The following is a 22,230-nucleotide window of genomic DNA, read 5'->3' as shown; positions in this document are numbered from 1 at the left end:
ATCAGGAGTGGCAATTCATGAAGCGTTCACTCCGGCACGTTGGCGGAACAGAGTAATAGCTTGATTGACATACAGCACTGCAGCACTCAAGGCCAGCAGTAGCGTATCAAGGTCAAGCACACTGCGCCCGACGAGCGTCCCATCTGCCGCACGATAGTACGAGTCCCTGTTCACCGACTGGAGCCTCGCAGATGGGGCACTGTGAGCGATTTGGCTTTGGGTATGCCAAAGAAGCAGTGCTGCGGCCGACATCTTGATCGCACTTTCCTTCGGCAAGTAGCCGGCAGCAGCTTCGATGATGTCTGTTGTCTGCAATTGCCACCTGTCGGCTTTGGCCGCGTTTTCCATGCCTGCTCGTTCTGCCGCCTCTATTGCCTCAGCAAGGCGTTTGTCTATGAGTTCCATCTGGCGGTCGATGGTCGCGTCTTCAGCGAATTCACGGGCAGGTTTCCCCGACTTCCGCTGGTGCCTCAGGTCGTCGACGGCGATCGTCAGTGCTCGCCGCTGGCGTAGCAGCGGATCGTCTGGCCCGATAACCCACAACGCTGACGCTCCGCCAATCAACGCGGAACGCAACAAGGAGTAATAGGCCGTCGGGTACGCGATTTGTGATGTCGTGAAGAACTTGACGAACGCGTCGAGATGTTCGACCGCGTGTAAGACGCCAGCCCAAGTCACCACCGATGTGGGCATCGGCAGGAACATTTTGTCATCCGTGGCTAGTTCACTTCCAGCGATGGCCGTTGGGGGATCGACTTTCATCATGTCCGACCACTTCTGAATGGCCTCGAACATTCGGTCAGCTCGCGCCCGCCATTCAGGTGAAATGTTCACCCCTTGATGGTAGTTCCGTGTCGGATGGCAGGAGCGTCAAACGCCTAGCCGTGATGGCTTCGCGGCACGCCAAACCAATCTCCGCCTCATCCGAGTCATGACCAAAACTGCACTTCGACTGTGCCGATCGGTCGCCGGTCAACCTCTTGGAACGCCAGACTCGGCGCGCCGGACCCGTCCACGGGCAGGACGTACCAGCCAGTACTTGTGTGCAGCATGACCTGCCGTCCATCGGGAGCGACCACGGCGCCGGACACCCTGGCGTCGGTGACTGGCGCGACCTGACGCAGCGTGATGGTGTTGGCTTGACGGTCGGCGGTCAGCACGGCCACGGAGCCGGCTTGGGCGTTCTTCTCGCCGCTCAGGCACAGCAGGGTGGTAGGGCTGAGGCTCTGGTCGCAGGTGTAGTGGTAGCCGTGGAATCCGAGCACGGTTCCCGAGATCAGGGCATCGTCACTGACTCGCAGGGTGACGGTGTCGTCGGGCGCGCCCGAGACCGTCCAGCTGTTGGTCGCTCGGACTTGCCGGCCGTGGTTGTCCAAGCCGCGGGCTTTGATCCCGAGGTCTCGCGGGGCCTGTTCGGCGTGAGCCGGGTCGAAGGCGAACAGGCTGCTGTCGCTGTCGGGCCCTGGCGCTCCTCCGATGGCCTTGATCTGGCCGTCTGCGGGGTCGAAGCGCGGGGTGTAGAAGCAGGGCGCGCCGCTGGTGAACGACACCGCCGGCTTCCAAGACGCGACCTCAACGTAGGCGGTGCCGTTCAGGCGCGCCAAGTGCAGCTGGCAGTCGACCCACACCAGCGACCGGAAGTCGGCGGAGAATTGCTCTCTGCTCAGCTTCGACATCACGCCGGGCAGAGTGTAGGTCGCGAGCGTGATTCCGGTCGCCGGATGGTGCACCCGCAGCTCGGTGACCATCGTTGCCGATGAGGGGCTGCCCTGTGGGTCTCCGAGCACCACCAGCCCCGAGGGGAAGCCGGACCTGCCTCCCGGCTGGGGTGTGGAGGCCGTACCGCCAGCGGGTGGGTTGCTGTCCTCGTGGGTTCCGCAGGCAGTCAGTAGCAAGCAGGCCACCACCAACACCTTCGTCAGCTTCATCGATACTCCCCGTGTCGTGTGGATCCGAAGCTACCTACAGAGTCAAGCTGGCTCTGCCGTCGGCCCGGCGGATCCGGACCCACCGCCAGGACGTCCTAATTCCGGCGAAGATCAGCGGCATCGCTTGCTGCGGCGGGCAACGACGACGTTCCCGGGCGAGGCCGGGGTCGGCCCGCCGGCAAGGAGCGCAACGTCTGCCTGAGCCCGTCGCCCGAGCTGCTTGTGTGCGTAACTCCGCCCGCGAGGCCGAGCCAATCTCACGCTACAGCCACCATGCGGACTCAACACTCCACATTGTTCCCCAGCCTGCCGTTGTGCCCTTCGGACAGCTGGACCGGGTGAGACGCAGGCCGAACCTCAAGCCGAGCATCCGCTGTCGTCTCCGACACCGGCCGGGTCGTGGGCTCAGCCAGGAACTGCTCGACGGCGCTCGTCCCGGCGAGCCAGTCGCCGAGTGGCGCGTGACTGGGCCGAGAGGCGCGCAGGGCAGAGAGGCGGGCGGCCAGCTCCGCGCGCCGAGCGTCAGCCAGGACCTGGCGGTCCAGGGCGTACAGTCGGCCACTGATCCGGGCGGCGACCACACCCAGACTCCGCAGCCGCAGCAGCGCGGCGGCAACCTCAGCGTCGACGGCCTCCAGGTGCTCGGCGGGGACAGCGACCGCGTCGCGCAGGAGTTCGTCGCCGGAAGCGGCTCGCACCGCCGCGCGCGCGGGCACGCTGTCGAGGAGCGCTGACACCAGGTCCCACTCGAGATCGTCGAGACCGGCGACGTCCAGCGGCAACCACCCCTCCCGGAGACTGCGCTGGCGGCGCAGGCCGGCGCACTGCCGCTGGACGCGGCACACGATGTCCAGCAGTGTCGCCTCCGGGGCCAGCTGGCGCTGCAGGTCAGCGCCGGTCAGGATCTGCCTGCGGTACCGCCAGGGCCTTCGTGCCCGTGACCACCACCAGCACTCGGCGATCCGGTCCTGGTAGACGTAGACCCCGCCGGCGTAGAAGGCCAGCAGCGGCATGCCCGCTAGCGCGATCTTGCACAGCACCAGGGCGACCGGCGAGACCCGCGAGGCTCCCACCATGTAGAAGCAGGCCAGGATCAAGGCCAGGGAGGCTGGAAGCTCCCGGTAGGCCCAGGTGGGCATCAGAGCCGGGCCGACGTGCTCGAGCCTGTGGATGCGGGCGCGGATCCGCTCGGGCACCCGCGAGGACATGACCGTGGTCAGCATGGTTTCCCCCGTACGTGATCGATCAGGCCACCTCGCCAGGCGTGCTGGCGCGTCGCCTGGGGCAGGCCGATCAACGGGGGAGACCGGCCAGCCCAGACGTCTTCCATGATCACCACGTCGGGGCCAATCGACAACCCGAATTTTCGCCGCCGTCCAACTAGGCGAGCAGGTCAACCCCTTGTCCTCGCCGGACGGGCAGGCTCCAGGATGGCCGGGGACACACGTCACGTCCCGCTGGGCGGGTGGTCCGGTTCGCGCCCCGGGTCATCCCGTCCACCTGCCCCAAGGGGATACCAGGCCGGGGTCTGGGTGTCAACCGCCAAGGGCGCGCGGTTGACACCCAGACCCCGGCCCGACATGGACGAGCCCAGGCAGACGGGATGACCCTCAGGGCGCGAACCTCGCTGGGGAAGGTCCACCCCGATCGGCTCGATCCAGGCTAGACAGCCAAGGCAATATCAGGTAATATTATAAGCATGAACGGGGTTGGCACCCAGTTCATGACGAACCGCCACACCAACGACACGCAGGAGTCGACATGATCCAGACCCAGCTGTTCACGCCCGCCGAGGCGACGCACTACGGCGACGGGACCTCCGTCACCCAGGTCGCGGGCCGCGTCGGCCCGGGACGGTTCCCGGCGTTTCACGCGCTGGCCCGCGCCACCGGTGGCTGGTACGCCGAGAACACCGAGGGCATGTCCGTCGAGCGAGCCATGCAGGCGGCCAACCTGCCGGCCCGGGTGGACTTCCAGCCCTTCGACCAGGTCCCGCTGATCACCGAGGCGGGCGTGGAGAGCCTGTCCTACCCGGGCAGCCAGGGCACCTACGCGATCTACCCGGACGGCACCCGCCGGGGCCTGGGCACGGTCCGCAAGCGGTACACGATCGTCCAGCCCGAGGAGCTGGCCGCCCTCGGCGAGGCGATCACCTACCAGAGCGACGGCGCGATCGTGGCCGCCGGCAGTTACGGCGACCCCGTCGGCAGCCGGATGTTTCTGGCGTTCAAGCTCCCCGAGGGCTTCACCGTCGGCGGCGAAGACCTCCACGACCGCTATTTCACCCTGATCAACAGCTTCGACGGATCCACCAGCCTCCGCGCGTTGTTCGCCCCCCTCCGCCTGACCTGCACCAACCAGGTGGAAGCCACCTTCGGCAAGCTCGCCAACCGGGTCGACATCCGCCACACAGGCAAGATCACCGACAAGATCGACCGGGTGCTGGAGGCGCTGCGGATCGCCTACGACTGGACCGCCGCGTGGAAGGTGGAGTCGGAGAAGCTGCTGGCTACCCCGATGAACGCCACCGAGGTAACGGCGTTCGTGGACAAGCTGATGCCGACGCCCGCGACCACCATCACGGCCAAGGGCGAGAAGCTGTGGACCGAGCGTCGGTCCGCGATCATCGACCTCGCGCTGCGCGGGGAGAACAACGACTTCGGCCGTGGGAGCGCCTACGCGGTCAACAACGCCGTCTCCGAGTTCGCCGACCACCACGCGCAGGTCCGGGCCGGGCAGGGCACCAACGCCGACCGGCAGCGCCGCACCACCATCCGCCGCGCCGTGCGGCTCCTGGACGCCGACGCCGCCGCGCTCAAGGTCCGCGCCACCAACCTGCTGCTGGCTTCCGCCTGACCGCCCGCCGGGGCCGGCCGGTGGCCGGCCCCGGCCCTTACTCGCCCCGTGCGCCGAGCCCGCGCCCCGAGGCGGCAAGGACCCCGATGACCAGCACCGTAGCCCCGCGCGCCCTCCGCACGGCCGACCAACTCACCGACCAGGCCGCACGATGGTTCCACGGCCCGGCCGCCATCCTGGCCGAAGTCCGGGTCCATGCAGGCGGCCAGATGGCCACCAGCCCCTTGTGCGCCGACCCGGCCACCGCCACCGCCCACGCGCTAACCGCGCTGGCCACCAGTACCCCCGCCGGCCCGGATGGCCAGCCCAGTACGGCCGCCTGGTCGGTGGAGCTGAGCACCCACACCGCCCACGCCTGCCCGTCCGGGTCCGGGCACGGCGGTGTCGTCGCCACCGTCGACCTGCACGCCCAGCACCCGGCCCCGGCGGCGCTCCTGGAAGCCGTCGAGCGCGCCTGGCAGGCACTGCCACCACCCACCACCAGCACCGATCTGGAGTCCCCGTGCACACCGAAGCTCCCCGCACCCTGACCCTGCCCGCCCCGTACCCGCCCGTGAAGGCGACGCCCACGGTCGAGCCCGAAACCGGCCGCGTGTTCTACCACGTCGTCGGCCGCAGGATCAGCGGACACTTCACCGTCCGCCCACAGACCGACACTGACTCCGCCCTCCCCACCAAGCTAACCATCCACAGTGGAAGGCTCGACCGGCTCGCGGTCTACAGCGGGCGGAAGGTGGAATTGCCTCTAGTCAACGGCGTGGCGGTGTCCGCGATCATCAGCCGTAGCCTGGACCAGCTCGACCGTCTCGACCACCGCCGGCTCAACGCCAGCCGCACGGTGCCCGAGGGCCGCCGCCCGGCCAGGACCGAGGCCCTGCCCGACCCCACCGCCCGGTACCTCGCCGCGCTCCTAGTCGCGCTACTGGTCGACTTCGCCGCCAGGCCGGACGCACCCGCGCTGCTGCGGCGCGCCGCCCAGCTCGACGCCCGCAAGCGCCTGGACACCATCACCGACGACAGGGCGGTCCTGGAGCAGCAGATCACCGCCCTGCGCCGCCAAGCCGCCGCCGCAGGCAGTGTGGCCAACGACCTGGCCGCCCTTCTGACCACACCGCCAACGGTGGCGCGCGGACTCGTGGTCACGGCCGGGACCCCGCGCCGGTCGCGCAGCATCGGCCGCCGGTCCGGCAGGCGCGCGGGCAGCAGAGCCCGACAGGCCCACCGCTGACCAGCACCAACGAAGATCGACAGCGCGCGGAGTCCACGTTTGGCAGTAGACAAGGGAGGCATTTATCAGGTAGAATTATAAGCGTGACCGGGGTTGGCACTCCGATCACACCACCGCCACACCGAGTTCAAGGAGTGCACGTGTCCAACCTGATCCTGAATGGCAAGGTCACCCTGCCGCCGACCGTGGCCTACGTGCCCGGCACGGACGAGCCGGTCGCCACCTTCGCGATGGCCCTGCCCCCGCGCGCCCCGCAGGACCCCCGGTGCGTGTCGACCCGGATGGAGATCAAGGTGCGCGGCGAGGACGCGCTGTCCGCCCAACGTCTGCTGGCCGTGGGCACCCAGATCCTCGTCGTCGGTGAGATCGACAGCAAGATCCAGCCGGGGGCGAGCCGGGGCGACATGACCACGCTCACCTGGATCCTCGCCTCGCACGTCGGCATCGACGTGCGCGACAAGCGCGCGAGCCAGCAGATGGCGCTGTCCCCCGAGGAGCACCTGGCCGTCGCCGCCGGCAGCCACAGCGACCCGGCCACCACCTGACACACCCTCCGGCGACCGCCGGGAACATGCACGAACCGCCGCGCGCCGGGTTGGCACCTGGCGCGCGGCGACCACCGCCACACCATCCACAGAGGAGATCCTGATGAGCACCGCCGTACTCGGCACCCCTGCCGAACTCGACCAGCCCGACACCGCGTCCCCCGCGGCCCTCGCCGTCGACCTGTCCGTGATCCCGACCGACGTCGCCGTGGAGGACATCCCCGAGTGGTCCGTTGGTTGGGTCGAGGTCTCCGTCCTGGTCGAACACACGGGGAACGTGCGCCGGGACCTGCGGCTCGGCCGCAAATTCCTGTCCTCGATCAAGAACCGGGGCGTGCGGTTCCCGCTGCTGGTCACCCGTCACCCGGACGGGCGGCTGGAGGTCCGCGACGGTCACCGGAGGCTCGGCGGGGCGGTGAAGGTCGGCAGGGAGAAGGTGCCTTGCCTGATGATCCCGCCCGGCCAGCCCGGCGAGGACTTCATGGACATGTACACCGCCGGCAGCGACGTGATCCCGCTCGACCAGTTCGAGCAGGCCGACGCTCTTTTCAGCGCCTCCCAGGCCGGCATGTCGGTCACGAAGATCCGCAAGTCCAGCGGGCTGGGCACCGAGAAGGTGAAGGCGGCACTCGCCGTCGCCCAGATGCCCGACGAGGTGCGGGAGAAGGTCTACGACGCCGGCTACGAGTTCAACCTGCTGCAACTGGCCGAACTGCACGGCTTGGGCAGTGACCTCGAAGCGGTCGAGCGGGTGAGCGCGGAGGCGCACGCCGGCCGGTTTGACTACGCGCTGGCTCTGGAGCACCAGCGGCGGGCCGAGGACGCCCGGCTCGACCAGGCCCGCAAGGAGGTGCACGGCCGGCTCACCGAGCAGGGCGTGATCTTCTGCGACTCGCTGCCTCTGGTGGCCGAGTGGCTGGAGGATCTGACCGCCGAGGAGGGCGGGCACGTGCCGATCGCCGCCGACGATCACGCCACCTGCCCCGGCCACCTGGCAACCTGGCAGAGTTGGGAGGAGGCCACGGTCACCTACCTGTGCGCGGACCCCGAGACCCACGGGCACTACCCGATCCAGGCCGCCCCGACCTCAACCTCGGTCCCCCGGGCGATGACCGGAACCGCGACGGCGACCACGTCCGATCGCGCCACCTTCACGCCGCCCGGCCGGCACCCGCAGAAACTCGTGATCCAGGCGAACAAGGACTGGACGGCGGCACGGGCGGCACGGATAGCGTTCTGGACCCGGTTCGCGGGCCAGCACTCCGCGCCATCGCCCGCCGCCGCGTTCATCACCTCCACCCTGGCCGAACTGCCGCAGGCCATGGTCAACTGGGCCTCCCAGCCCAAGTGGGAGCTGCTCGGCAGCATGCTCGGCATGGGCAGGGACGCCTGGCGCGACAAGGTCCAGGCCAAGATCGCCGCCAGAGCCCCCAAGGCCCAGCAGGTGATGCAGCTTCTGGTGGTCGCCGCCGCCTACGAGGCCAGTATCGACAATCGCACCTGGCGCACCGACGACCTCGGCCGGGAGACCAAGTGCCCCCGAGCGCAGGCCGCCGCCTACCTGCGGCTCATGACCGAGCTGGACATGGGCCCCGACGCCCCGCCGTACGCGCCGGCCCCCATCGAGCAGGCGGTGCTCGACGGCGTCGCCTACACCGGCACCGACCCGGCCCGCCCTGCGCTCGACACGGTCCAGCCCGCCGAGGCCACCGACCTGGCCCCGGCGACCGAGTCCGGAAGCGGGGACGCCGGCACCGCGCCGGAGAATGGCGGCCAACCGACGCCGGCCACCGAGCCCGAGCACGGTGACGCGCCCGGCGACCAGCCGGCGCCGGACGAGGACACCGCCGAGCGGGTCATCACCGCGATCGTGTCCGACCCCGCCGGCCAGCGGTCCGGCGAGGACGAGCTTGGCGAGGTGCTCGCCACCGTCGCCCTGCTGCCCGCCGCCGATTCCGGCTGTGGCTGCACGCCCGGCTGCGTCGACTTCGCCGTCTGCCCGAGCCTGAACGGGGAGCTGGCCAGGGCCGCCTGACCGTCCGGGGGCGGGGCACACGCCCCGCCCCCGGAAACAGGTTGCATCCAATCTATATTCAGGTAATATTATAAGCATCTGGTTGGAGCTGGCACTCCTCCGGACATCCGCCACACCGACACCTCCAGGAGTTCACCGTGCTGTGCACCGATCCATTGGACGCCTTCGTCCGTCTCGCCCGCCGCCCCCGCCGCCTGGCCGTCCCGGCCGCCTGGGCCACCTCCCGCCGCCAGCCGCACACCGGCCCGCAGGCGCTCGGCGTCACCACGGCCACGCACGCCCTCAGTGACCACCTGACCGCGCTCGACTTCGCCTTCTGGGCCGAAGCACTCGACCAGCCGGACTGTCTGCCCGTGCGGGTCGAGCGGCACAAGGTCGCGGTCCTGGACTATCGGGCCTGCCGCGCCTGCGCACTCGGCGCGGCCGTGGCGCTGGCGCACCACCCGGACGCCGGCCCACGCGACATTGTCGTGTTCGGCGCTCACCACTCCGCCGCGCTGCTGCTGGCCTGCCTCGGGCATCCGCTGTCGTTTCCCGCGCCAGCCTGGCCGGCGGACTGGGAGCCCAGGCAGACCGCGCTCGACGTCATCGCCACCGTCAGACGCGCGGTTGACGGCCTGCGCGCCGTGCTGCCGGCCGCCGCCCCCGCCGCCTTCCTCCAGGCGGCCTGACCGTGGGAGCGAACGCGCCGACCATGGCCTGCCGGACCTGCCTCGACATCCTCAACACCGTCACCGCCGCAGGCTCCACCCGCTACGCGCATGCCGCCGCAGCCGACCACCCAGCCGACCCGGTCCCCGCCAGCACCATCGACCGGCCGCGCCGACTGTGCGACTTCTGCGGAACCACCCACCTGTTGACGTTCGCGTACACCACCGCCGGACCGGTCTCCACACTTAAGGTCGGCGGGGCGGTCAACGAGCTGGACCACTACGGCACCATCTTCCGAGCCTGCGCGGCCTGCGCGCCCCGGATCGACGCCCGCGACGTGGACGGTCTGGCCCGCGTGGCCAGGGCGGGCCGCAGGGCGCACCCGGCGGCCGAGGCCCTGCACCGGGCCATCCTGGACGACCTCCGGCCGGCCCGCGCGTTGATCTGCTCGACGGACTGGACGCCCACGCCGCTGCCGGCCCGCACCCTGCCCAAGGTCCGCGACCGGCTCGCCGCACTCCTGCGGGGTGCGGACCTAATCGCCGGGCTGCCCGACCGCAGTAGCCGGTCCGCGCTCGCCGACGGACTGGACCGCTCGACGCTGACCTGGGCGAACGCGCAGGCCAGCGTCTGGGCGCGCGAACTCGCCCAGGCCACCCCGGCCGAGCTGACCGTGCGCTGGGAGGACGCCCCCTCCGACGCCGGGTTGCTCGCGTGGGCCGAGCCGAACGGGCACGACACCGCGCTGTCCTGGACGGTGCACGACGGCGGCTGGCAGGTGGCCAGCTACCACACCGTCGGCTCCGGCCTGGCCGGGCCGGACTTGCAGCATCTGCGCGAACAGGTCGGGTGGCTCGCACCGAGCGCGGTCACCCACATCCGCCCCGGGCAGCCGGTGACCGACGACCCGCTGCGCTGCCTGCTGGCAGCCGTCTGGATCGCCGTCGCCTGCCAGGCCGCAGAGTCCGTGCCCCTGAAACCCGATCCCGCCCTCGAACGCACCTACCGCCGTCGCGGCCAGGCCGTGCCGCAGGTCCGGCTCCTGCGGGTGCGCCCGCGACCGGCGCGGCAGCCCACCAAGTCGTCGGGCACAGGCACCGGCCTGGACTGGAAGTTCAAGACCTGGGTGTCCGGGCGCTACCGCTGGGTGGCCCACGGTGAGAAGCACAGCGAGCGGCGCTGGCAGGCGGTCGCCGGCTACTGGCTCGGGCCCGAAGACGCCCCGATCAACCCCCACAGCGCCGTGCGCGTCCTCGACAGGGTGCGCCCGGTCGACGCCCCCGAGCGCTGAGAACCACCGTGGCGCGCCCGGTTGGGCGCGCCGCCTTCACCGGCCCGCAGGCCCCTTCCCGAGGAACACCATGACCACTCCACCCGTCCTTCCCGTCCCCGGCCGGCTGCTGCTCGACCAGATCGCCTGGGAGTACCCGTCGCCGTGCGCCGCCGGCAGCGGCCTGGCGCGGTTACGGATCTGGCAGACCACCACGCCGTCGCCCGGCCACCTGGCGCTGGTAACCGACTCCGGCATCGGCGCCAGCATCACCAACTCGATCGCCGAGATCTGGCACACGCTGCGCAACGCGCTCGGCGCGCCCCTGTGGCTCCTGGAGCACTGGCCCGCAGACGCCTCCGAGCCCGAGCACCTCGAGCAGGTCGCCGTCACCGGGCTGCGCCCCTCGTGGTGGCGCGCCTGGCCCACCTCGACGGACAACCCACGGCACGAGCTCCTTCAGGTGTGGATGATCGTCCACGGCCGGGACCTACTGGCCGCCTCCGGGCATCCCACCGCGGACTTCCCCTGGGGCCCGCACTGCGCACACCCCGAATGCGGACCCACCTGCCAGCGCGCGACGCCGGCACCCGGATCGTGCCGCGCACGTACCCTGGGCTGCCCGCTGTGCCCGATGCCGGACGGTCACCAATGAGCACAAGGGTGGTCGCCAGTTGGGGCTGCGGGGTCGAGTCGACGGCCATGCTGGTCAGGTGGCTGCTCGAGCCGGATTCGCGGGACTTCCCGCTGTCGGCGCTTCGGGTGTGCACGGCCCTCACTGGCAGCGAGTACCGCTCGACCCACGCGGCAGTGCGCCGCTTCGCCGCGCCTCTGCTGGCCCGCCATGGGGTGCGCTGGACGCAGGTCGCGCGCGCCTCGCAGGCCGGTGGGCACGTCGTGATGGCAGACTCGCGCCGGCCGACGGAGCTGGTCCGGCGCGGTCCGTGGGCGCTGATCGACGAGCTGTCGGCATCCGGCACGGTGCCGTCAGTGGTCGGCGCCAGGTTGTGCTCCTTGCACGCCAAGGCCGAGGCCCTCCAGCCGTACATCGACGGCTTCACCGCCGGCGCGCCGTACGAGCACGCGATGGGTTACGCGATCGGGGAGGAGCGCCGCTCCGACCGCGATCGCGGACTGGGCGGGCCCCTCCGGACCGGGCTGTACCCGTTGCAGGTCTGGAACTGGCGGCGCTCGGACGCCCTGACCTACTTGCGCGACACCTTCGACATTGATTGGCCTCGATCTTGCTGTACCTTTTGTCCTTATCAGCTAGGGTCTCGAGCCGGGCGGGCCGACCTGGTCGATCGCTGGTCGGCCGAGCCGACCGCCGGGGCCGAAGCGGTGCTGGTTGAGTACGCGGCTCTGGCTCTCAACCCCAGGGCGTTGCTCGGCAAGACGGTCGGGGCGGCGCAGCTGGCCCGTGAGCACGATCTGGAGCACGTGCTGGCGATGGCCGGGGAGGTCGTCGCGCACACCGAGCACGTGCTGGTCGATGTGCGGCGGATCTTCCCGGCCCGCCACGTCAAGGAACTCGGGCGGGCCGACCCGGCCCGCAAGGGTCCTCCACGCCGGTCGGTTCGCCGACTGCGGACCGGCGGCCGGACGGAACTCGAGGCGCTACTGCGCCGCAGCTGCCGCCGGCACAACCTGGACGTCGGGGTTGACGAGCACGGAATCACCCGCGCCTGGGTGCGCCGGCACGAGGCGCCGTACCCGTCGGTCGAACGATTCTTGGTGGTGGCCCCAGCCACGGTGAACACGAAGGTGCCCGCGGGGTTCGAGGAGGCGTGGCAGCGCCATCACGCGCGCTGAGCGTGGCAGCGGCCGGAGCCGTCACCCTTGCGGGTGACGCAACTCCGAAGAGCAGTGGCATGCCCCGGCCGCCTCGCCACACCAAACGGAGTCCGTCTGATGTACCACCACGATAACCGGCGGCGGCCCGCCGCCTCAACTCAAGGAGCAGGACATGCGCCACCCGATGACCCGCGGTCCGCGCGGACACGCCCGCGGCCCCACCCGCCCGCGGGTCAGGCAGAATCAGAAGATGGCCTCCACCTCCCCAATCGGCCCGGTCGACCGCGCCGGCGCCGCCCGCGTCGCCGGCAAGTCCCTGCCGACCATCGACAAGTGGTACGCCAACCGCGCCACCACCGGCTTCCCCGAGCGGATCCCGGGCACCGGCACCTGGGACGGCGACGAGGTCGACGCTTGGGTGAAGGACTACGAGGCGCAGCGCGCCACCCAGCTGACCGCCGTCGACGCGACCGGCGACCCGGATGAACTGCTCACCACCACCGGTGTCGCGAAGGTCTTTGGGTACAAGACGGGCAATTCTCTGCGGCAGTCCACCGACCGTGGCGTCTGGGCGGACCTGCTGGCCAACGTCGACGAGGTCACCGAGCTGGCGGGCGGCAAGGTCCGCCGGAAGTGGAAGCGGTCCACGGCCCTGCGGATCGCCGGGGCCCGCCAGCTGATCGCCGCCGGCGGCGGGCGGCCCGTCGGCACGCCCGAGTCCGGCCCGGTGCTCTACGACGGCGCTCCCGAGGACCTGCTGTCGGGCGCCAAGGCCGCCGCCGTGCTGGGCTACTCGGCCGCCCGGTACCTACCCGATGCGGTCCGCGCGCTGGCCCGCTCCGTTGACGGCCAAATGCTATACCGGCGCGGTGACCTGCTCGACTTCGCCGCCGACATGGGCCCCCGCGACTGACCATTTTAGGATTAGTTGGTTACCCATGCGCGCGCCCTAATTAGCACACAAAGCTCGGCGGCTGCCAGATTGGAAGGTTATAGACGTTCTCCATACGATTGATGAGATCATCGGAGAGCTCTTCCTCTTCAGCTGCCTCAAGAACATCAGTCGTGGTGGTGTCGGCCGGATCTCCGAAGACCGCCAGCGCATAGTTCACGCCTGACCCTTGATGACACCGGTATTGCACGCCCTCAAAATCTGCCTGCCAGAGGGCCTTTCCCCACGCCCTGGTTTGCCTGTAGTCATAGCCGGCGAAGAAGTCATTGTTGATGTAGTAAGGGGGCCCAGTCGCTTTCGGGGCCGCGCAGCCGGCGACCTTGAGGCGGCGAGTCGGCTTCACTTTGCTAATTCTATGGTTTGCGATTGCAGTTGTTGTGATGAGAGGTATTCCATCGAGGCCATCAGGGCTATCCACCCTGCAGAACTTCTCAAGGAATGCGGCTTCATCGGTGTACCCGAGGTGGCACGTTCCGAAGTTGTCGTCATGGTCAGGCGGGGAGAAGCGACTGTTCCATTTTGGACCTCCGAAGAAGAGTGCCGTGTACCCGTCCGGATGGATTCTGAATAGTTCAGTATCCTCACTCGGATCGCCAGGGTCCCAGGCGGCTCCCGCCGGCTGAGGAAAATTCCTCATGGATGCATTGTCTGGGGGCTGACGCACTGGTCTCATGGGGCGACCTCCTAAACCCTGGGAGTGGTCGGTGGCCACGCGTATAAGCACAGCTCACCACATCACCGACCAGCTCGGAGGATCTTTCAAGGAGCTCAGGCTTGAAGTTGGCCGTCAACGCGCCCCGACTGTAGTCCTGTCCGGAACCTCCGCGACCGGGGTGGTTTTTTCGGCCCTGTCGCGGGCGGCCTGGATTACTTGCCTCACGTCTCCGCCGTCGACGATCCATTTCGCAGGTGTTTTTCCGCCGAGCCCATTAACCTGAGGAGTCGTGGCCCATGCCGCAATCGTGAACGGGTCGGCCGTCCCGCCATGAGTGAAGATCTTTACGATGTCGCGTACTACAGGCCGGACTCGCTGATGAGCCTCATCGAACTGCCACCGAGGGTAGTACGTCGTACCTCGCCCCGGAATGCCGAGCAATGCTCCCTGGGCAACCTTCTTATTGAGCGATTGGCGAGAGACATTCAAAATCGTGACAGCCTCGGCGGTGGTGAACCGCTCACCAACGGCCTTGCCCCAGATGATGGGAGCCACGGCGGCTTTGGCCGCCTCACGCGCGCACGCGCGAAGAACGTCATCGTCGAGCGCCTCGACGGTGTCACATGCCTCCAGCACGGCCCGGGGGAGGTCCTGCATCGCTCGGGCGAAGTGCTCAACGATCTGGTCTGCGAACTTGGTCATACCCCGACTATCCGTCAACCCGTCAACTTCGTCAACCCGTCAACCCGCCTGAGTCGCCAACAGTCCTGGTCATGTGATGTGGCGGAGCTTGCACTGAGGCTCATGATCGAGATGTGTCGCACGCGCAGGAGGGATTGCCACACGAGCATGTATCAGGTAATATTATAAGCAGGTCGAGAGGTTGGCACTCCTCGCCCTGCTCATTTCGCCACACCCGACCTGGAGGAATCCGTGAGGGATCCCAATCCGCACCTGCTTGCCGCCGACCCGAACGGCGCGGCCATCATCTTGCTGTTCGGGGCCTATCGCGCCCTGGCAGATGATGACGGCTCGATCAACGGCGGCGACGCCGTCGACCTGCTCAACCAGTTTTTCACCGACCACGGCCTGGACCTGGACGAGCCGCACACGTGCGAAGGGTGTGAAGACCCCGCGTGCTTGATCGTGGAGCCGAAGGACGGCTACGAATGGCCTGACGAGTACGAGCGCACCGGCTACTGCTACCCACACCTCAAGACTTCCGACGTCGTCGAGAAGCTCACCGCCGCCGGCCTGCCGTTCCAGGTCACGGTGCCCGCCCTGCGCGGGCTGATCGCCAGCGCGCACAAGACCATCGAGCGCGCCCAGTCCTCGTGAACGACTCTGATATCCAACAGGCCGACCTCGACGTGGCCGGCGATCGGATCCACAGGCTGCGCCGGTCCGGGTGGTGCGCGCACCCTCGCGCTGTCAGCTACCTCGACGTTCCGGTGTACGTGGAACAGCAGGGCCTGCGGCCGGGCCAGGTGCGGTGCACCACGGGCTGCCGGACCGTGTTCGCCGACGACGCCGCCTGGATCCGGGCCCAGAACGACGACCCGGTCCGCCTGCCTTCCTCCTGACCGACCCCCGGGGGGGCGCGCACAGCGCCCCCCCGGGTCTTCGCCAGCACATCCGGCCCACCCATGGGAGCCACCATGCCCGACGCCCTGTTCTCCGAGATCAAGCTGATCAACCCCGACACCCAGCCCGGCGACCGGGTGACCATCTTCACCGGCGCACGCCACGCCGACACCCTCGCCCGCCTGACCGAGCCAGTTCAGCTCGACGTCACCGACGTGGAAGCCGCGCCCAAGCCCGCCATCGTGCGGTTGACCGGCCAGCCCTGTGACCGCCACACCGGACACTGGACCGGCGAGCCTACCGCGACCTTCCTGGCCGCCACCAAGGACCTGAGCGTGCCGGTCCGGGTCGGCGACACCGTGACCCCGCCCGAGGGTCCGGACGTTGCGGCCCTGGTGCTGGCCCTGCCCCAGCGGCACCTCGGCAACGTCGAAGCCGTGCTCCTGTACCCGACGGGCGCAGTGTCGACCCTACGCCTGCACTGGGTGGCTCACCGCGACCGAGCGCGGGCCCCATTGCCGGTGCAGTTGTGCGGCTATCGCCATCGCGCCGGAGTGCCCTGCGACTGGTGCGCGGTCGCCGCCTGGCCGGTCACCACTCCGTGCCAGGACAAGGGGTGCCTGCTGTCCGCCGCGACCCTGGTGCACTGGACCGACGTGCAGAACACCGAGCGCGCCAAGGCGCTGTGCCCCGAGCACGCCAGCATCGCTCTACAACGCGAGGGCCGGCAGGGCCTCCCGTTGGCGCGCGGCACACACGAGGTGTCCGCCACCGGGACGCAGACCGCCACCTGTGCGCACTGCGGACACCCCATCCACCGGGCCCTGCACCGCAAGGGCGGTCCGGCGTGGATGGCCAGTCCCGACCCGACCTCGGCCCAGTGCCCGGCCACCGACGGCGGAGGGCGGCATAAGCCGACCGTCACCGTGGGCCCGCGGAATCGGGCCGTGACCGGCGCCCGGTGCGGCCGGGCCGACACCGGGCACCTGCTCGCCGACTGCCCCGCCCGCACCGAGGAAAGGTCATGAACGCCGAACGCGCCAAGCACGCCGCCGGCGATCTCGCCGACCCTTCCGGCTGGAGGTGGCTGGTCCAGGCGAGCCGGGACGAAGAGGTGTTCCAGGACGTGGCGAGGTTCCCCGACTGGGGCAACGCCGTGAGCATGTGTTCCCTCCTGGCCGACACCAACAGCTACCCGGAGGTCCGGCTGATCGACCGCACCAGCGGGCGCGTGGACTGGCGCAAGGTCTCCAATGGGCACTCCCGCGTCCAGTACGACGGCGAACTGGTTCGGTTGCGTCTGAGCCGCCAACGCTCGGACCCGCAGACCTACGGGGAGACCGTCGACCTGGACGGCAGCCGGTGGCTGACCATGAGCACCGACACCGCCGAGGACCTCGGGCGCAGGCTGCTCGCGCTCACCACATCCGCCGAGCACGCCCCCCGACTGCCCGGATAGGCCGACCGCCCGCGCGCCGGTCCACCCGACGCGCCACCCGTGTCCATCCCGCGCCCCGACCGGCACGGGATGGACACCACCCCCTTGAGCATGTAGAATTAAACAAGCGGGAGGTTGGCACCTCCCACCCCTTCGCCACACCTGGAGCGACCATGACCGCGCACGCCTTCCGGGCCCAATGGGCCGAACACCTCGACCACGACGGCTACATCACCCTGCCGGACCAGCTGGCCGCCTCACTGGCCGCCGCCGGCGTGGATCCGCACAACCCGGCCGATGTAGCCGCCGCGCTGGGCACCGAGCGGGTCGCCCGGCTCGTGCACAACCAGGGCACATGCACGCACGCCAGCCGTCTGGGCCCGGCCCGGATGAGCCCGTCGCCGGTGATGGCGGTCCCGCCGGGCAGCGGAGTGCCCGGAGTGACCCTCCCAGTGGACCTCACCGACGCCGAGGGCCGCCAGATCGTCGACCACCTGGCCGAGCGCTTCGGCTGGGCGCACGCGATCTGGCACCGCGACCACCCGCAGGCGCGGCGCGCGGCCGGCGGGCAACTCCTGCCCCGCCAACAGTGGGACGAGGTCACCGCGACGCCCGAGTGGCGGAAGCTGCCGGAGCTAGCCACCCGGGCGGTGGCCGACCAGATCACCATGGCGGTGCGGGAGGCCGGCGTGCTGTGCGCGCAGTGCTCGACGCCGCTGTACGGCGGACCCCACGTCACCGGCCGCTTGTGCCCTGCCCACCGGGTCGGCCCCCAGGGCCAGCCTGTCGCCCTTGACCCGGCTTCGGGGTTCGCGTTCTGGTTCGACGGGGACACCCTCCTGCGCGCCGAACCAGACGAGCGGGTCGGATTCGCACACCTTGCGGGCGCGCCGGTTCCGCCCGACGCCGACGAGCGCGACCGCGCGGCGGCGCTGCGGGCCGAACGGCGGCTTCGGGTGCTCGCACCCGAGTGCGCGTGTAGCGAGCCCATCGGACGGGAAGGGGGCGCGCCGTGGTTCGAGCCACCGGCCCGGTCCGCGCCGTGACGGCCCGGTCGGGGTTGGCGCGCCGTCGACCCCGGCGGGTCGGGCGGTACGCTGCCTGGGCAGTGTTCCCCGACCACCAGGGCCAGGCGATGGAAATCCACGAGCTACCCGACGGCCGCCGGTTCACCAACCGCGCCGGGGCAGGCGAGCACCTGGGCAAGTCGGCACAGACGATCAAGCTGCGGGCAAGCCCCAAGGGCAGGGCTAGCGCCCGGGTGCCGTTCCCGCTCGCCGCTCAGGACGAGGCGCTGCCGCCCGGGGAGTGGTTCGCACTGGACGACCTCGACGACTACGCCGCAGCCTGCGCGACGGTGGCCGAGTCCGCGCCGAAGGCCGCGAAGGTGCAGCAGGTGCGACTGGACGGCGACCCGGACGAGCTGATCACCGCCGCCCAGTTCCGGGACCTGCTCGCAGTGTCCAAGGGCGCGTGGGACCGCTACGTGTGGATCAGCAAGGACGACTGGGAAGCGGGCACGGACGGCTACCTCCCCCGCCCCGACGATGTCGAGGAGACCTCACGCGGCACGGTGCGAAAGTGGAAGCTCGGCCGCGCGCAAGCCTGGATCAACGCACGCGCCGGGGCGAGCACCGGCGGAGGCCGCCCGCCCGCCACCGCCTAGACCCGGAACAACGCGCGCCCCGCCCTCATCCAGCCATCCGGCCGGAGGGCGGGGCGCGTCGCGTCTCCCGCCCCGGGATCACCGCCCGAACAGGGTGGACACTGCCCCAGCTTTCAGGTAATATTATAAGCGTTATCGGGGATGGCACCCCACCACTCGCCACACCACCAGGAGAGACATGTCTGCTTGGATCGTTCCCGACGAGCACATCCGCGCGCTGGTCACCGCGGGGCTGTCCCTGCCCACGCACGGCGCGCTCCAGTGGTACTGGCCGGCCCTGACCGCCACGACCGAGCCGGGACAGTGGACATCGGCCGAGCTGCACGAGCAGGCCGTCATGCGCCGCAAGGAGCTCACGACCGCCACCGCCGACCGGGTCGGGGCGATGCTCGCCGCCGCCAACCGCGACTCGGTGAACCACCGCTACGGCGAGGTCGAGATTGAGGAGCTGTACCGCCACCGCCAGCCGCTCGGGCGAGTCGACCCGTTGGTCATCCTCCTGGCCATCTCCTGCTACGAGTACCAGTCCTGCGAGCACGACACATGGAAGACCAGCGAGGCTTTCCAGTTCTGCGAGGCGTTGCGCGGCGCGGCGATCCGCGCCCTGCCCGGCTACGACACGGCGCGTGGGTGGCCGATCGACAGCGAGAGCGACTACTTGAACACCCTCGCCCGCCGATCGTGACGACCGGCCCGCCCCGCGCGACACCCGGCCGGGGCGGGCCGCAGTTGACCAGGAACCATTAGGCATGTAGAATTAAACCAGCAAGGCGGAGGGGTTGGCACTCCTCCGCCAGGCATCCGCCACACCGACCATGGAGGAACCCATGTCCCGCAAGCCCCTGACCACCAACCGCTCCAGCGTCATCCTGGAGGGCGCGCTGTTCCTGTCCGTCGCTGTCGACGGCTCCCTGACCGAGTGCCTCGGCGCCCCGGCGACCGAGGGCGGGATGGAGGCGATGATCGCGGGCATGATCGGCGCGCCCGTCACGATGTACATGGTCAGTCACACCGTCCAGGTCTGGGCGGCGATCGAGTCCGGCGAGGAGGCGCGCAACGTCGTCGGCTCGCTGCTGCTCGGCGCGATGTTGCCCGGCATCCGCGTGTGGTTGCCGGGGGCGGTCATGATCACCGGCGTCGACCTCTCCTTGCCTCGGGCGGATGTCTACTGGGCCCGCACCCTGCACCACCTGATCATGGCGCACCCGGCCGTGGCCGGGGCGCTCGCCGGACGCTAGAACCGTGGTGGGGGCGGGTGCCCGCCCCCACCCTTCCGCATCCACGAAGGGCCTCGACATGCTCAACCTGACCACGATCGGGCGCGCCGGCCTGCGGGTTCTGGCGATCCTGACCACCACCGCCAAGGCCGAGGCGACCGCCTGGGCCGCGACGATGCCCGGCGCGCGACGTCTGCGCGCCCGCGACCAGCATGGTCGGTTCTGGGTCGCCGGCATCACCGCCGAGCCCGGCCACGTGTGTCTGGTCGCCCAGGCCGCCACCAGCGTCACCATTCCGCGCCGACCGTTCGCCAGTTGGAGGCGGGAGCACGGCCCTGGGTGCGGGGTGTGCGACTGGTGGCGCAACGGCGAGCCGCGCGCCCTGCTCGGCCCGGAGTTCGACCGGCGGGCGCGGTCGCTGTCCGCGCTGGCCGAGCCCGGCGAGGGTCAGCGCTGGCAGGTGGCCGACCCCTTGACCGAGGCCGAACGTCTGCGCCGCGCCGGCCTGCACGGCGCGGCGCACCAGGCGCTCGCGCACGCCGAGTATCTGGCCCAGCTGTACCGGCCCATTTACGTCACCCCCCTGGAGGACTTCCCAACAATCACTTAAGCATGTAGAATTAAACCAGCGGTGGAGGGGTTGGCACTCCTCCACCGCTGACCCGCCACACCGACCCGAGGAGTACCAATGCCCGCTCTGGCCGCACCTACCGGCGACACCCGGCCGCTGGTGCACTGCATGACGTGCGTTGACAGCGCGCCCTTCGCGTTCGACCCGCAGACCCTGCACCCGTTCACCTGCCCGGAGTGCGTGGAACTCTTCTACGACCCCCGGAACTGGGGTCTCGCCGCCAGGGACGCCCGGACCGGCCAGGCCCTGGACCGGGGCGACCGGCTGTGGCAGGCCGACGCCGTGGCCACCCACGTCGACCCGATGACCCGGCGCGCGGCGTGGGCGCTGGCCGACGGGGTGGGCGACAGCCCCGCCGCGCAGTTCGCCGGCAGCTTCGCGGCCTGGGCGTGCGCCGTCAGCGCCGTGCACACCGGGCCGGCCGGGGCGCTGGCCAACGCGCGCGCGGCGTGGCATCTGCTGACCGAGGAGCGCGCCGAGGACGGCGAGCGGGGCAGTGCCGCCGTGGTGGTCGCCGCGCCGACGACCGGCGGCGGAGTGGTGGTGAGCTGGGCAGGTGACGCCCGCGCCTACGCCTTGACGTCCGACGAGAAGGTCTACGCCCTCACCGTGGACCACACTGTCGCCGAGGATGAGCGCCGAAGCGGTCGGACCGTGACACCCGGGACGCCGGGCGAGCATCTGCTGACCTCTTCGCTCCGGCATGGGCATATCGGGGCGACGACGTTTCACAGGCCCGTTCGCCGGCTGCTGCTGTGCAGCGACGGAGTACACCGCCGACTCGGCTTCGGCGTCGTGACCAGGGCTCTGCAAGCGCTCGCCAGCCCCGAGGCCACCGCCCGCGCCTTGACCCTGGCTTCCCGGCAGGGACGCGCGCACCTGGACAACGCCGCCGCCCTGGTGATCGACCTCCCATGAACGACCCCAGGGGCCGGAAACAGTTCGGCCCCGGGGTTGCCTCACCCTTCGCAAGCATGTAGAATTAAACCAGCAAGGCGGAGGGGTTGGCACTGCTCCGCCAGGCATCCGCCACACCAACCACGGAGGAACGATGAACTCGAGCCCGCTGAAAGAGATCTCGGCCGCGGAGCTGACCGCGCCCCGCTGCGCGACCTGCGGCCGGACGGACGTCCGCGTCCGCGCCGACCGCGCCACCCTCTTCACCCACAAGGCGAACGGCGCCGGCTGCCGGGGCTCCCGGCAGCCATTCACGACGCTCGGCGCGCAGCGGCGCGCGGTCGGCGAGGACCTGTCGTTCTCCCGCGCGGTCTGCGCGCGCCCCGGCTGCGGCGTCGTGCTCTACCACAACCGGGGCGAGATCATCGACGGCCCGGACCAGACGTTGGTCGCGGTGTGCCTGCACTGCCCGACCGGGGTGAACTTCGCCACCGCCTACCCGGTCGGCACCCGGGTGCGGGTGACCGACGGGTTCGCCTACGGCATCGAGGCGGACGTCTTGCGGGTCAGCGACGCTTACCCAGGCTTCCCCGCCCCGGAGTACGCCGGACGCTCCTACCGCCTGGACCTGGGCCCGGTCTACGGCGAGCGCCCGATGACCGAGAAGGTCATTGCGGCCGTGGACCCGGCCGACGAGGCGCGCTACCGGGTCGAGCGGTCAGGCTGAGCAGGCGTCGGCCGGCCGCGCGCCGATCGGCCGGCCGACGCCCCGGATCAAGGGTTGACCATCACCACTTAGGCATGTAGAATTAAACCATACTGAGGGGTTGGCCCCCCCCCCCCGACCGCCACACCAGTCCAGGAGGCCCCCATGTGCGCACCG

Annotated in this window: 26 protein-coding genes; 21 read left to right on the top strand and 5 right to left on the bottom strand. The window is 70.1% G+C overall.

The features are described 5' to 3' along the window. Nucleotides 1-15: 15 nt before the first annotated feature. The 3 genes from AB0M43_RS36290 to AB0M43_RS36280 all read right to left on the bottom strand — a co-directional run bounded on the left by AB0M43_RS36290 (nucleotide 16) and on the right by AB0M43_RS36280 (nucleotide 3,151). On the bottom strand, nucleotides 16-834 hold the full coding sequence (locus tag AB0M43_RS36290) for a hypothetical protein (RefSeq protein ID WP_363731617.1): 819 nt from the start codon (nucleotides 832-834) through the stop codon (nucleotides 16-18). A 95-nt stretch (nucleotides 835-929) separates the two neighbouring features. After that, entirely contained in the window at nucleotides 930-1,928 is a 999-nt protein-coding gene (locus AB0M43_RS36285) for a hypothetical protein (protein WP_363731616.1), read from the bottom strand. Nucleotides 1,929-2,209: 281 nt separating this feature from the next. Continuing rightward, nucleotides 2,210-3,151 (bottom strand): hypothetical protein, encoded by a 942-nt coding sequence (locus tag AB0M43_RS36280; protein ID WP_363731614.1) that lies wholly within the window; start codon nucleotides 3,149-3,151, stop codon nucleotides 2,210-2,212. Nucleotides 3,152-3,689: 538 nt separating this feature from the next. Here AB0M43_RS36280 and AB0M43_RS36275 point away from each other — a divergent pair. The 10 genes from AB0M43_RS36275 (at nucleotide 3,690) to AB0M43_RS36230 (ending at nucleotide 13,220) form a co-directional block, all read left to right on the top strand. Then, nucleotides 3,690-4,784 carry a DUF932 domain-containing protein gene (locus AB0M43_RS36275; protein ID WP_363731612.1) on the top strand — a complete coding sequence of 365 codons (1,095 nt, stop codon included), beginning with the start codon at nucleotides 3,690-3,692 and terminating at the stop codon, nucleotides 4,782-4,784. 86 nt (nucleotides 4,785-4,870) lie between these two features. Continuing rightward, nucleotides 4,871-5,314 carry a hypothetical protein gene (locus AB0M43_RS36270; protein ID WP_363731609.1) on the top strand — a complete coding sequence of 148 codons (444 nt, stop codon included), beginning with the start codon at nucleotides 4,871-4,873 and terminating at the stop codon, nucleotides 5,312-5,314. Beyond that, on the top strand, nucleotides 5,287-6,012 hold the full coding sequence (locus AB0M43_RS36265; protein WP_363731607.1) for a hypothetical protein: 726 nt from the start codon (nucleotides 5,287-5,289) through the stop codon (nucleotides 6,010-6,012). The genes AB0M43_RS36270 and AB0M43_RS36265 overlap by 28 nt, the downstream gene beginning before the upstream one ends. A 140-nt stretch (nucleotides 6,013-6,152) precedes the next feature. Then, a complete protein-coding gene (locus AB0M43_RS36260; RefSeq protein ID WP_363731605.1) occupies nucleotides 6,153-6,557 on the top strand; it encodes a single-stranded DNA-binding protein in 405 nt (134 codons plus the stop codon). Nucleotides 6,558-6,660: 103 nt separating this feature from the next. Then, nucleotides 6,661-8,592: a ParB/RepB/Spo0J family partition protein gene (locus tag AB0M43_RS36255; RefSeq protein ID WP_363731603.1), complete on the top strand. Its 1,932-nt coding sequence runs from the start codon at nucleotides 6,661-6,663 to the stop codon at nucleotides 8,590-8,592. Nucleotides 8,593-8,729: 137 nt separating this feature from the next. Next, nucleotides 8,730-9,263: a hypothetical protein gene (locus tag AB0M43_RS36250; RefSeq protein ID WP_363731600.1), complete on the top strand. Its 534-nt coding sequence runs from the start codon at nucleotides 8,730-8,732 to the stop codon at nucleotides 9,261-9,263. A 2-nt stretch (nucleotides 9,264-9,265) separates the two neighbouring features. Then, nucleotides 9,266-10,534, top strand: a complete 1,269-nt coding sequence (locus tag AB0M43_RS36245) for a hypothetical protein (RefSeq protein ID WP_363731597.1) — start codon at nucleotides 9,266-9,268, stop codon at nucleotides 10,532-10,534. Nucleotides 10,535-10,604: 70 nt separating this feature from the next. Next, nucleotides 10,605-11,168, top strand: a complete 564-nt coding sequence (locus AB0M43_RS36240; RefSeq protein WP_363731594.1) for a hypothetical protein — start codon at nucleotides 10,605-10,607, stop codon at nucleotides 11,166-11,168. Nucleotides 11,169-11,215: 47 nt separating this feature from the next. Next, nucleotides 11,216-12,325, top strand: a complete 1,110-nt coding sequence (locus AB0M43_RS36235; protein ID WP_363731591.1) for a hypothetical protein — start codon at nucleotides 11,216-11,218, stop codon at nucleotides 12,323-12,325. Nucleotides 12,326-12,557: 232 nt separating this feature from the next. Beyond that, nucleotides 12,558-13,220, top strand: coding sequence for a hypothetical protein (locus tag AB0M43_RS36230; RefSeq protein WP_363731588.1), 663 nt, complete (start codon nucleotides 12,558-12,560; stop codon nucleotides 13,218-13,220). 40 nt (nucleotides 13,221-13,260) lie between these two features. On the opposite strand, the gene AB0M43_RS36225 is transcribed toward AB0M43_RS36230, so the two are convergent. Then, a complete protein-coding gene (locus AB0M43_RS36225) occupies nucleotides 13,261-13,896 on the bottom strand; it encodes an RES family NAD+ phosphorylase (protein ID WP_363731586.1) in 636 nt (211 codons plus the stop codon). 150 nt (nucleotides 13,897-14,046) lie between these two features. After that, the gene (locus tag AB0M43_RS36220; RefSeq protein WP_363731584.1) at nucleotides 14,047-14,616 is read right to left on the bottom strand and encodes a hypothetical protein; all 570 of its coding nucleotides are present in this window, start codon (nucleotides 14,614-14,616) and stop codon (nucleotides 14,047-14,049) included. A gap of 231 nt (nucleotides 14,617-14,847) precedes the next feature. Here AB0M43_RS36220 and AB0M43_RS36215 point away from each other — a divergent pair, with 231 nt between their 5' ends. The 11 genes from AB0M43_RS36215 (at nucleotide 14,848) to AB0M43_RS36165 (ending at nucleotide 22,074) form a co-directional block, all read left to right on the top strand. Continuing rightward, a complete protein-coding gene (locus tag AB0M43_RS36215) occupies nucleotides 14,848-15,252 on the top strand; it encodes a hypothetical protein (RefSeq protein ID WP_363731581.1) in 405 nt (134 codons plus the stop codon). Further along, nucleotides 15,249-15,497, top strand: a complete 249-nt coding sequence (locus AB0M43_RS36210) for a hypothetical protein (RefSeq protein WP_363731579.1) — start codon at nucleotides 15,249-15,251, stop codon at nucleotides 15,495-15,497. Before AB0M43_RS36215 ends, AB0M43_RS36210 begins: the two co-directional genes overlap by 4 nt. Before the next feature lie 75 nt (nucleotides 15,498-15,572). Next, nucleotides 15,573-16,526, top strand: a complete 954-nt coding sequence (locus AB0M43_RS36205) for a hypothetical protein (protein WP_363731576.1) — start codon at nucleotides 15,573-15,575, stop codon at nucleotides 16,524-16,526. Then, nucleotides 16,523-16,957 (top strand): hypothetical protein, encoded by a 435-nt coding sequence (locus tag AB0M43_RS36200; RefSeq protein ID WP_363731573.1) that lies wholly within the window; start codon nucleotides 16,523-16,525, stop codon nucleotides 16,955-16,957. Before AB0M43_RS36205 ends, AB0M43_RS36200 begins: the two co-directional genes overlap by 4 nt. Before the next feature lie 152 nt (nucleotides 16,958-17,109). Further along, nucleotides 17,110-17,982: a hypothetical protein gene (locus AB0M43_RS36195; RefSeq protein ID WP_363731570.1), complete on the top strand. Its 873-nt coding sequence runs from the start codon at nucleotides 17,110-17,112 to the stop codon at nucleotides 17,980-17,982. Between the two features lie 62 nt (nucleotides 17,983-18,044). Then, the gene (locus AB0M43_RS36190) at nucleotides 18,045-18,602 is read left to right on the top strand and encodes a hypothetical protein (RefSeq protein WP_363731567.1); all 558 of its coding nucleotides are present in this window, start codon (nucleotides 18,045-18,047) and stop codon (nucleotides 18,600-18,602) included. A 178-nt stretch (nucleotides 18,603-18,780) separates the two neighbouring features. Continuing rightward, the gene (locus tag AB0M43_RS36185) at nucleotides 18,781-19,287 is read left to right on the top strand and encodes a hypothetical protein (protein WP_363731564.1); all 507 of its coding nucleotides are present in this window, start codon (nucleotides 18,781-18,783) and stop codon (nucleotides 19,285-19,287) included. Between the two features lie 142 nt (nucleotides 19,288-19,429). After that, nucleotides 19,430-19,840, top strand: coding sequence for a hypothetical protein (locus tag AB0M43_RS36180; protein ID WP_363731561.1), 411 nt, complete (start codon nucleotides 19,430-19,432; stop codon nucleotides 19,838-19,840). A 58-nt stretch (nucleotides 19,841-19,898) separates the two neighbouring features. After that, complete coding sequence (locus AB0M43_RS36175) at nucleotides 19,899-20,429, top strand: hypothetical protein (protein WP_363731559.1); 531 nt, start codon at nucleotides 19,899-19,901, stop codon at nucleotides 20,427-20,429. A gap of 78 nt (nucleotides 20,430-20,507) precedes the next feature. Continuing rightward, on the top strand, nucleotides 20,508-21,368 hold the full coding sequence (locus AB0M43_RS36170; protein ID WP_363731556.1) for a protein phosphatase 2C domain-containing protein: 861 nt from the start codon (nucleotides 20,508-20,510) through the stop codon (nucleotides 21,366-21,368). A 133-nt stretch (nucleotides 21,369-21,501) separates the two neighbouring features. After that, nucleotides 21,502-22,074: a hypothetical protein gene (locus AB0M43_RS36165; protein WP_363731553.1), complete on the top strand. Its 573-nt coding sequence runs from the start codon at nucleotides 21,502-21,504 to the stop codon at nucleotides 22,072-22,074. Nucleotides 22,075-22,230 lie beyond the last annotated feature (156 nt).

The sequence above is a fragment of the Longispora sp. NPDC051575 genome, from assembly GCF_040681875.1.
GTDB lineage: Bacteria > Actinomycetota > Actinomycetes > Mycobacteriales > Micromonosporaceae > Longispora.
This window is presented reverse-complemented; position numbering and strand designations above follow the sequence as displayed.

Bases quoted from the DNA above. Each gene is read 5' to 3' on its own strand.
- AB0M43_RS36285 (WP_363731616.1), bottom strand. From the start codon at position 1,928: ATGAAGCTGACGAAGGTGTTGGTGGTGGCCTGCTTGCTACTGACTGCC.
- AB0M43_RS36280 (WP_363731614.1), bottom strand. From the start codon at position 3,151: ATGCTGACCACGGTCATGTCCTCGCGGGTGCCCGAGCGGATCCGCGCC.
- AB0M43_RS36275 (WP_363731612.1), top strand. From the start codon at position 3,690: ATGATCCAGACCCAGCTGTTCACGCCCGCCGAGGCGACGCACTACGGC.
- AB0M43_RS36270 (WP_363731609.1), top strand. From the start codon at position 4,871: ATGACCAGCACCGTAGCCCCGCGCGCCCTCCGCACGGCCGACCAACTC.
- AB0M43_RS36255 (WP_363731603.1), top strand. From the start codon at position 6,661: ATGAGCACCGCCGTACTCGGCACCCCTGCCGAACTCGACCAGCCCGAC.
- AB0M43_RS36240 (WP_363731594.1), top strand. From the start codon at position 10,605: ATGACCACTCCACCCGTCCTTCCCGTCCCCGGCCGGCTGCTGCTCGAC.
- AB0M43_RS36235 (WP_363731591.1), top strand. From the start codon at position 11,216: ATGCTGGTCAGGTGGCTGCTCGAGCCGGATTCGCGGGACTTCCCGCTG.
- AB0M43_RS36230 (WP_363731588.1), top strand. From the start codon at position 12,558: ATGGCCTCCACCTCCCCAATCGGCCCGGTCGACCGCGCCGGCGCCGCC.
- AB0M43_RS36225 (WP_363731586.1), bottom strand. From the start codon at position 13,896: ATGAGGAATTTTCCTCAGCCGGCGGGAGCCGCCTGGGACCCTGGCGAT.
- AB0M43_RS36220 (WP_363731584.1), bottom strand. From the start codon at position 14,616: ATGACCAAGTTCGCAGACCAGATCGTTGAGCACTTCGCCCGAGCGATG.
- AB0M43_RS36205 (WP_363731576.1), top strand. From the start codon at position 15,573: ATGCCCGACGCCCTGTTCTCCGAGATCAAGCTGATCAACCCCGACACC.
- AB0M43_RS36200 (WP_363731573.1), top strand. From the start codon at position 16,523: ATGAACGCCGAACGCGCCAAGCACGCCGCCGGCGATCTCGCCGACCCT.
- AB0M43_RS36195 (WP_363731570.1), top strand. From the start codon at position 17,110: ATGACCGCGCACGCCTTCCGGGCCCAATGGGCCGAACACCTCGACCAC.
- AB0M43_RS36185 (WP_363731564.1), top strand. From the start codon at position 18,781: ATGTCTGCTTGGATCGTTCCCGACGAGCACATCCGCGCGCTGGTCACC.
- AB0M43_RS36180 (WP_363731561.1), top strand. From the start codon at position 19,430: ATGTCCCGCAAGCCCCTGACCACCAACCGCTCCAGCGTCATCCTGGAG.
- AB0M43_RS36175 (WP_363731559.1), top strand. From the start codon at position 19,899: ATGCTCAACCTGACCACGATCGGGCGCGCCGGCCTGCGGGTTCTGGCG.
- AB0M43_RS36170 (WP_363731556.1), top strand. From the start codon at position 20,508: ATGCCCGCTCTGGCCGCACCTACCGGCGACACCCGGCCGCTGGTGCAC.
- AB0M43_RS36165 (WP_363731553.1), top strand. From the start codon at position 21,502: ATGAACTCGAGCCCGCTGAAAGAGATCTCGGCCGCGGAGCTGACCGCG.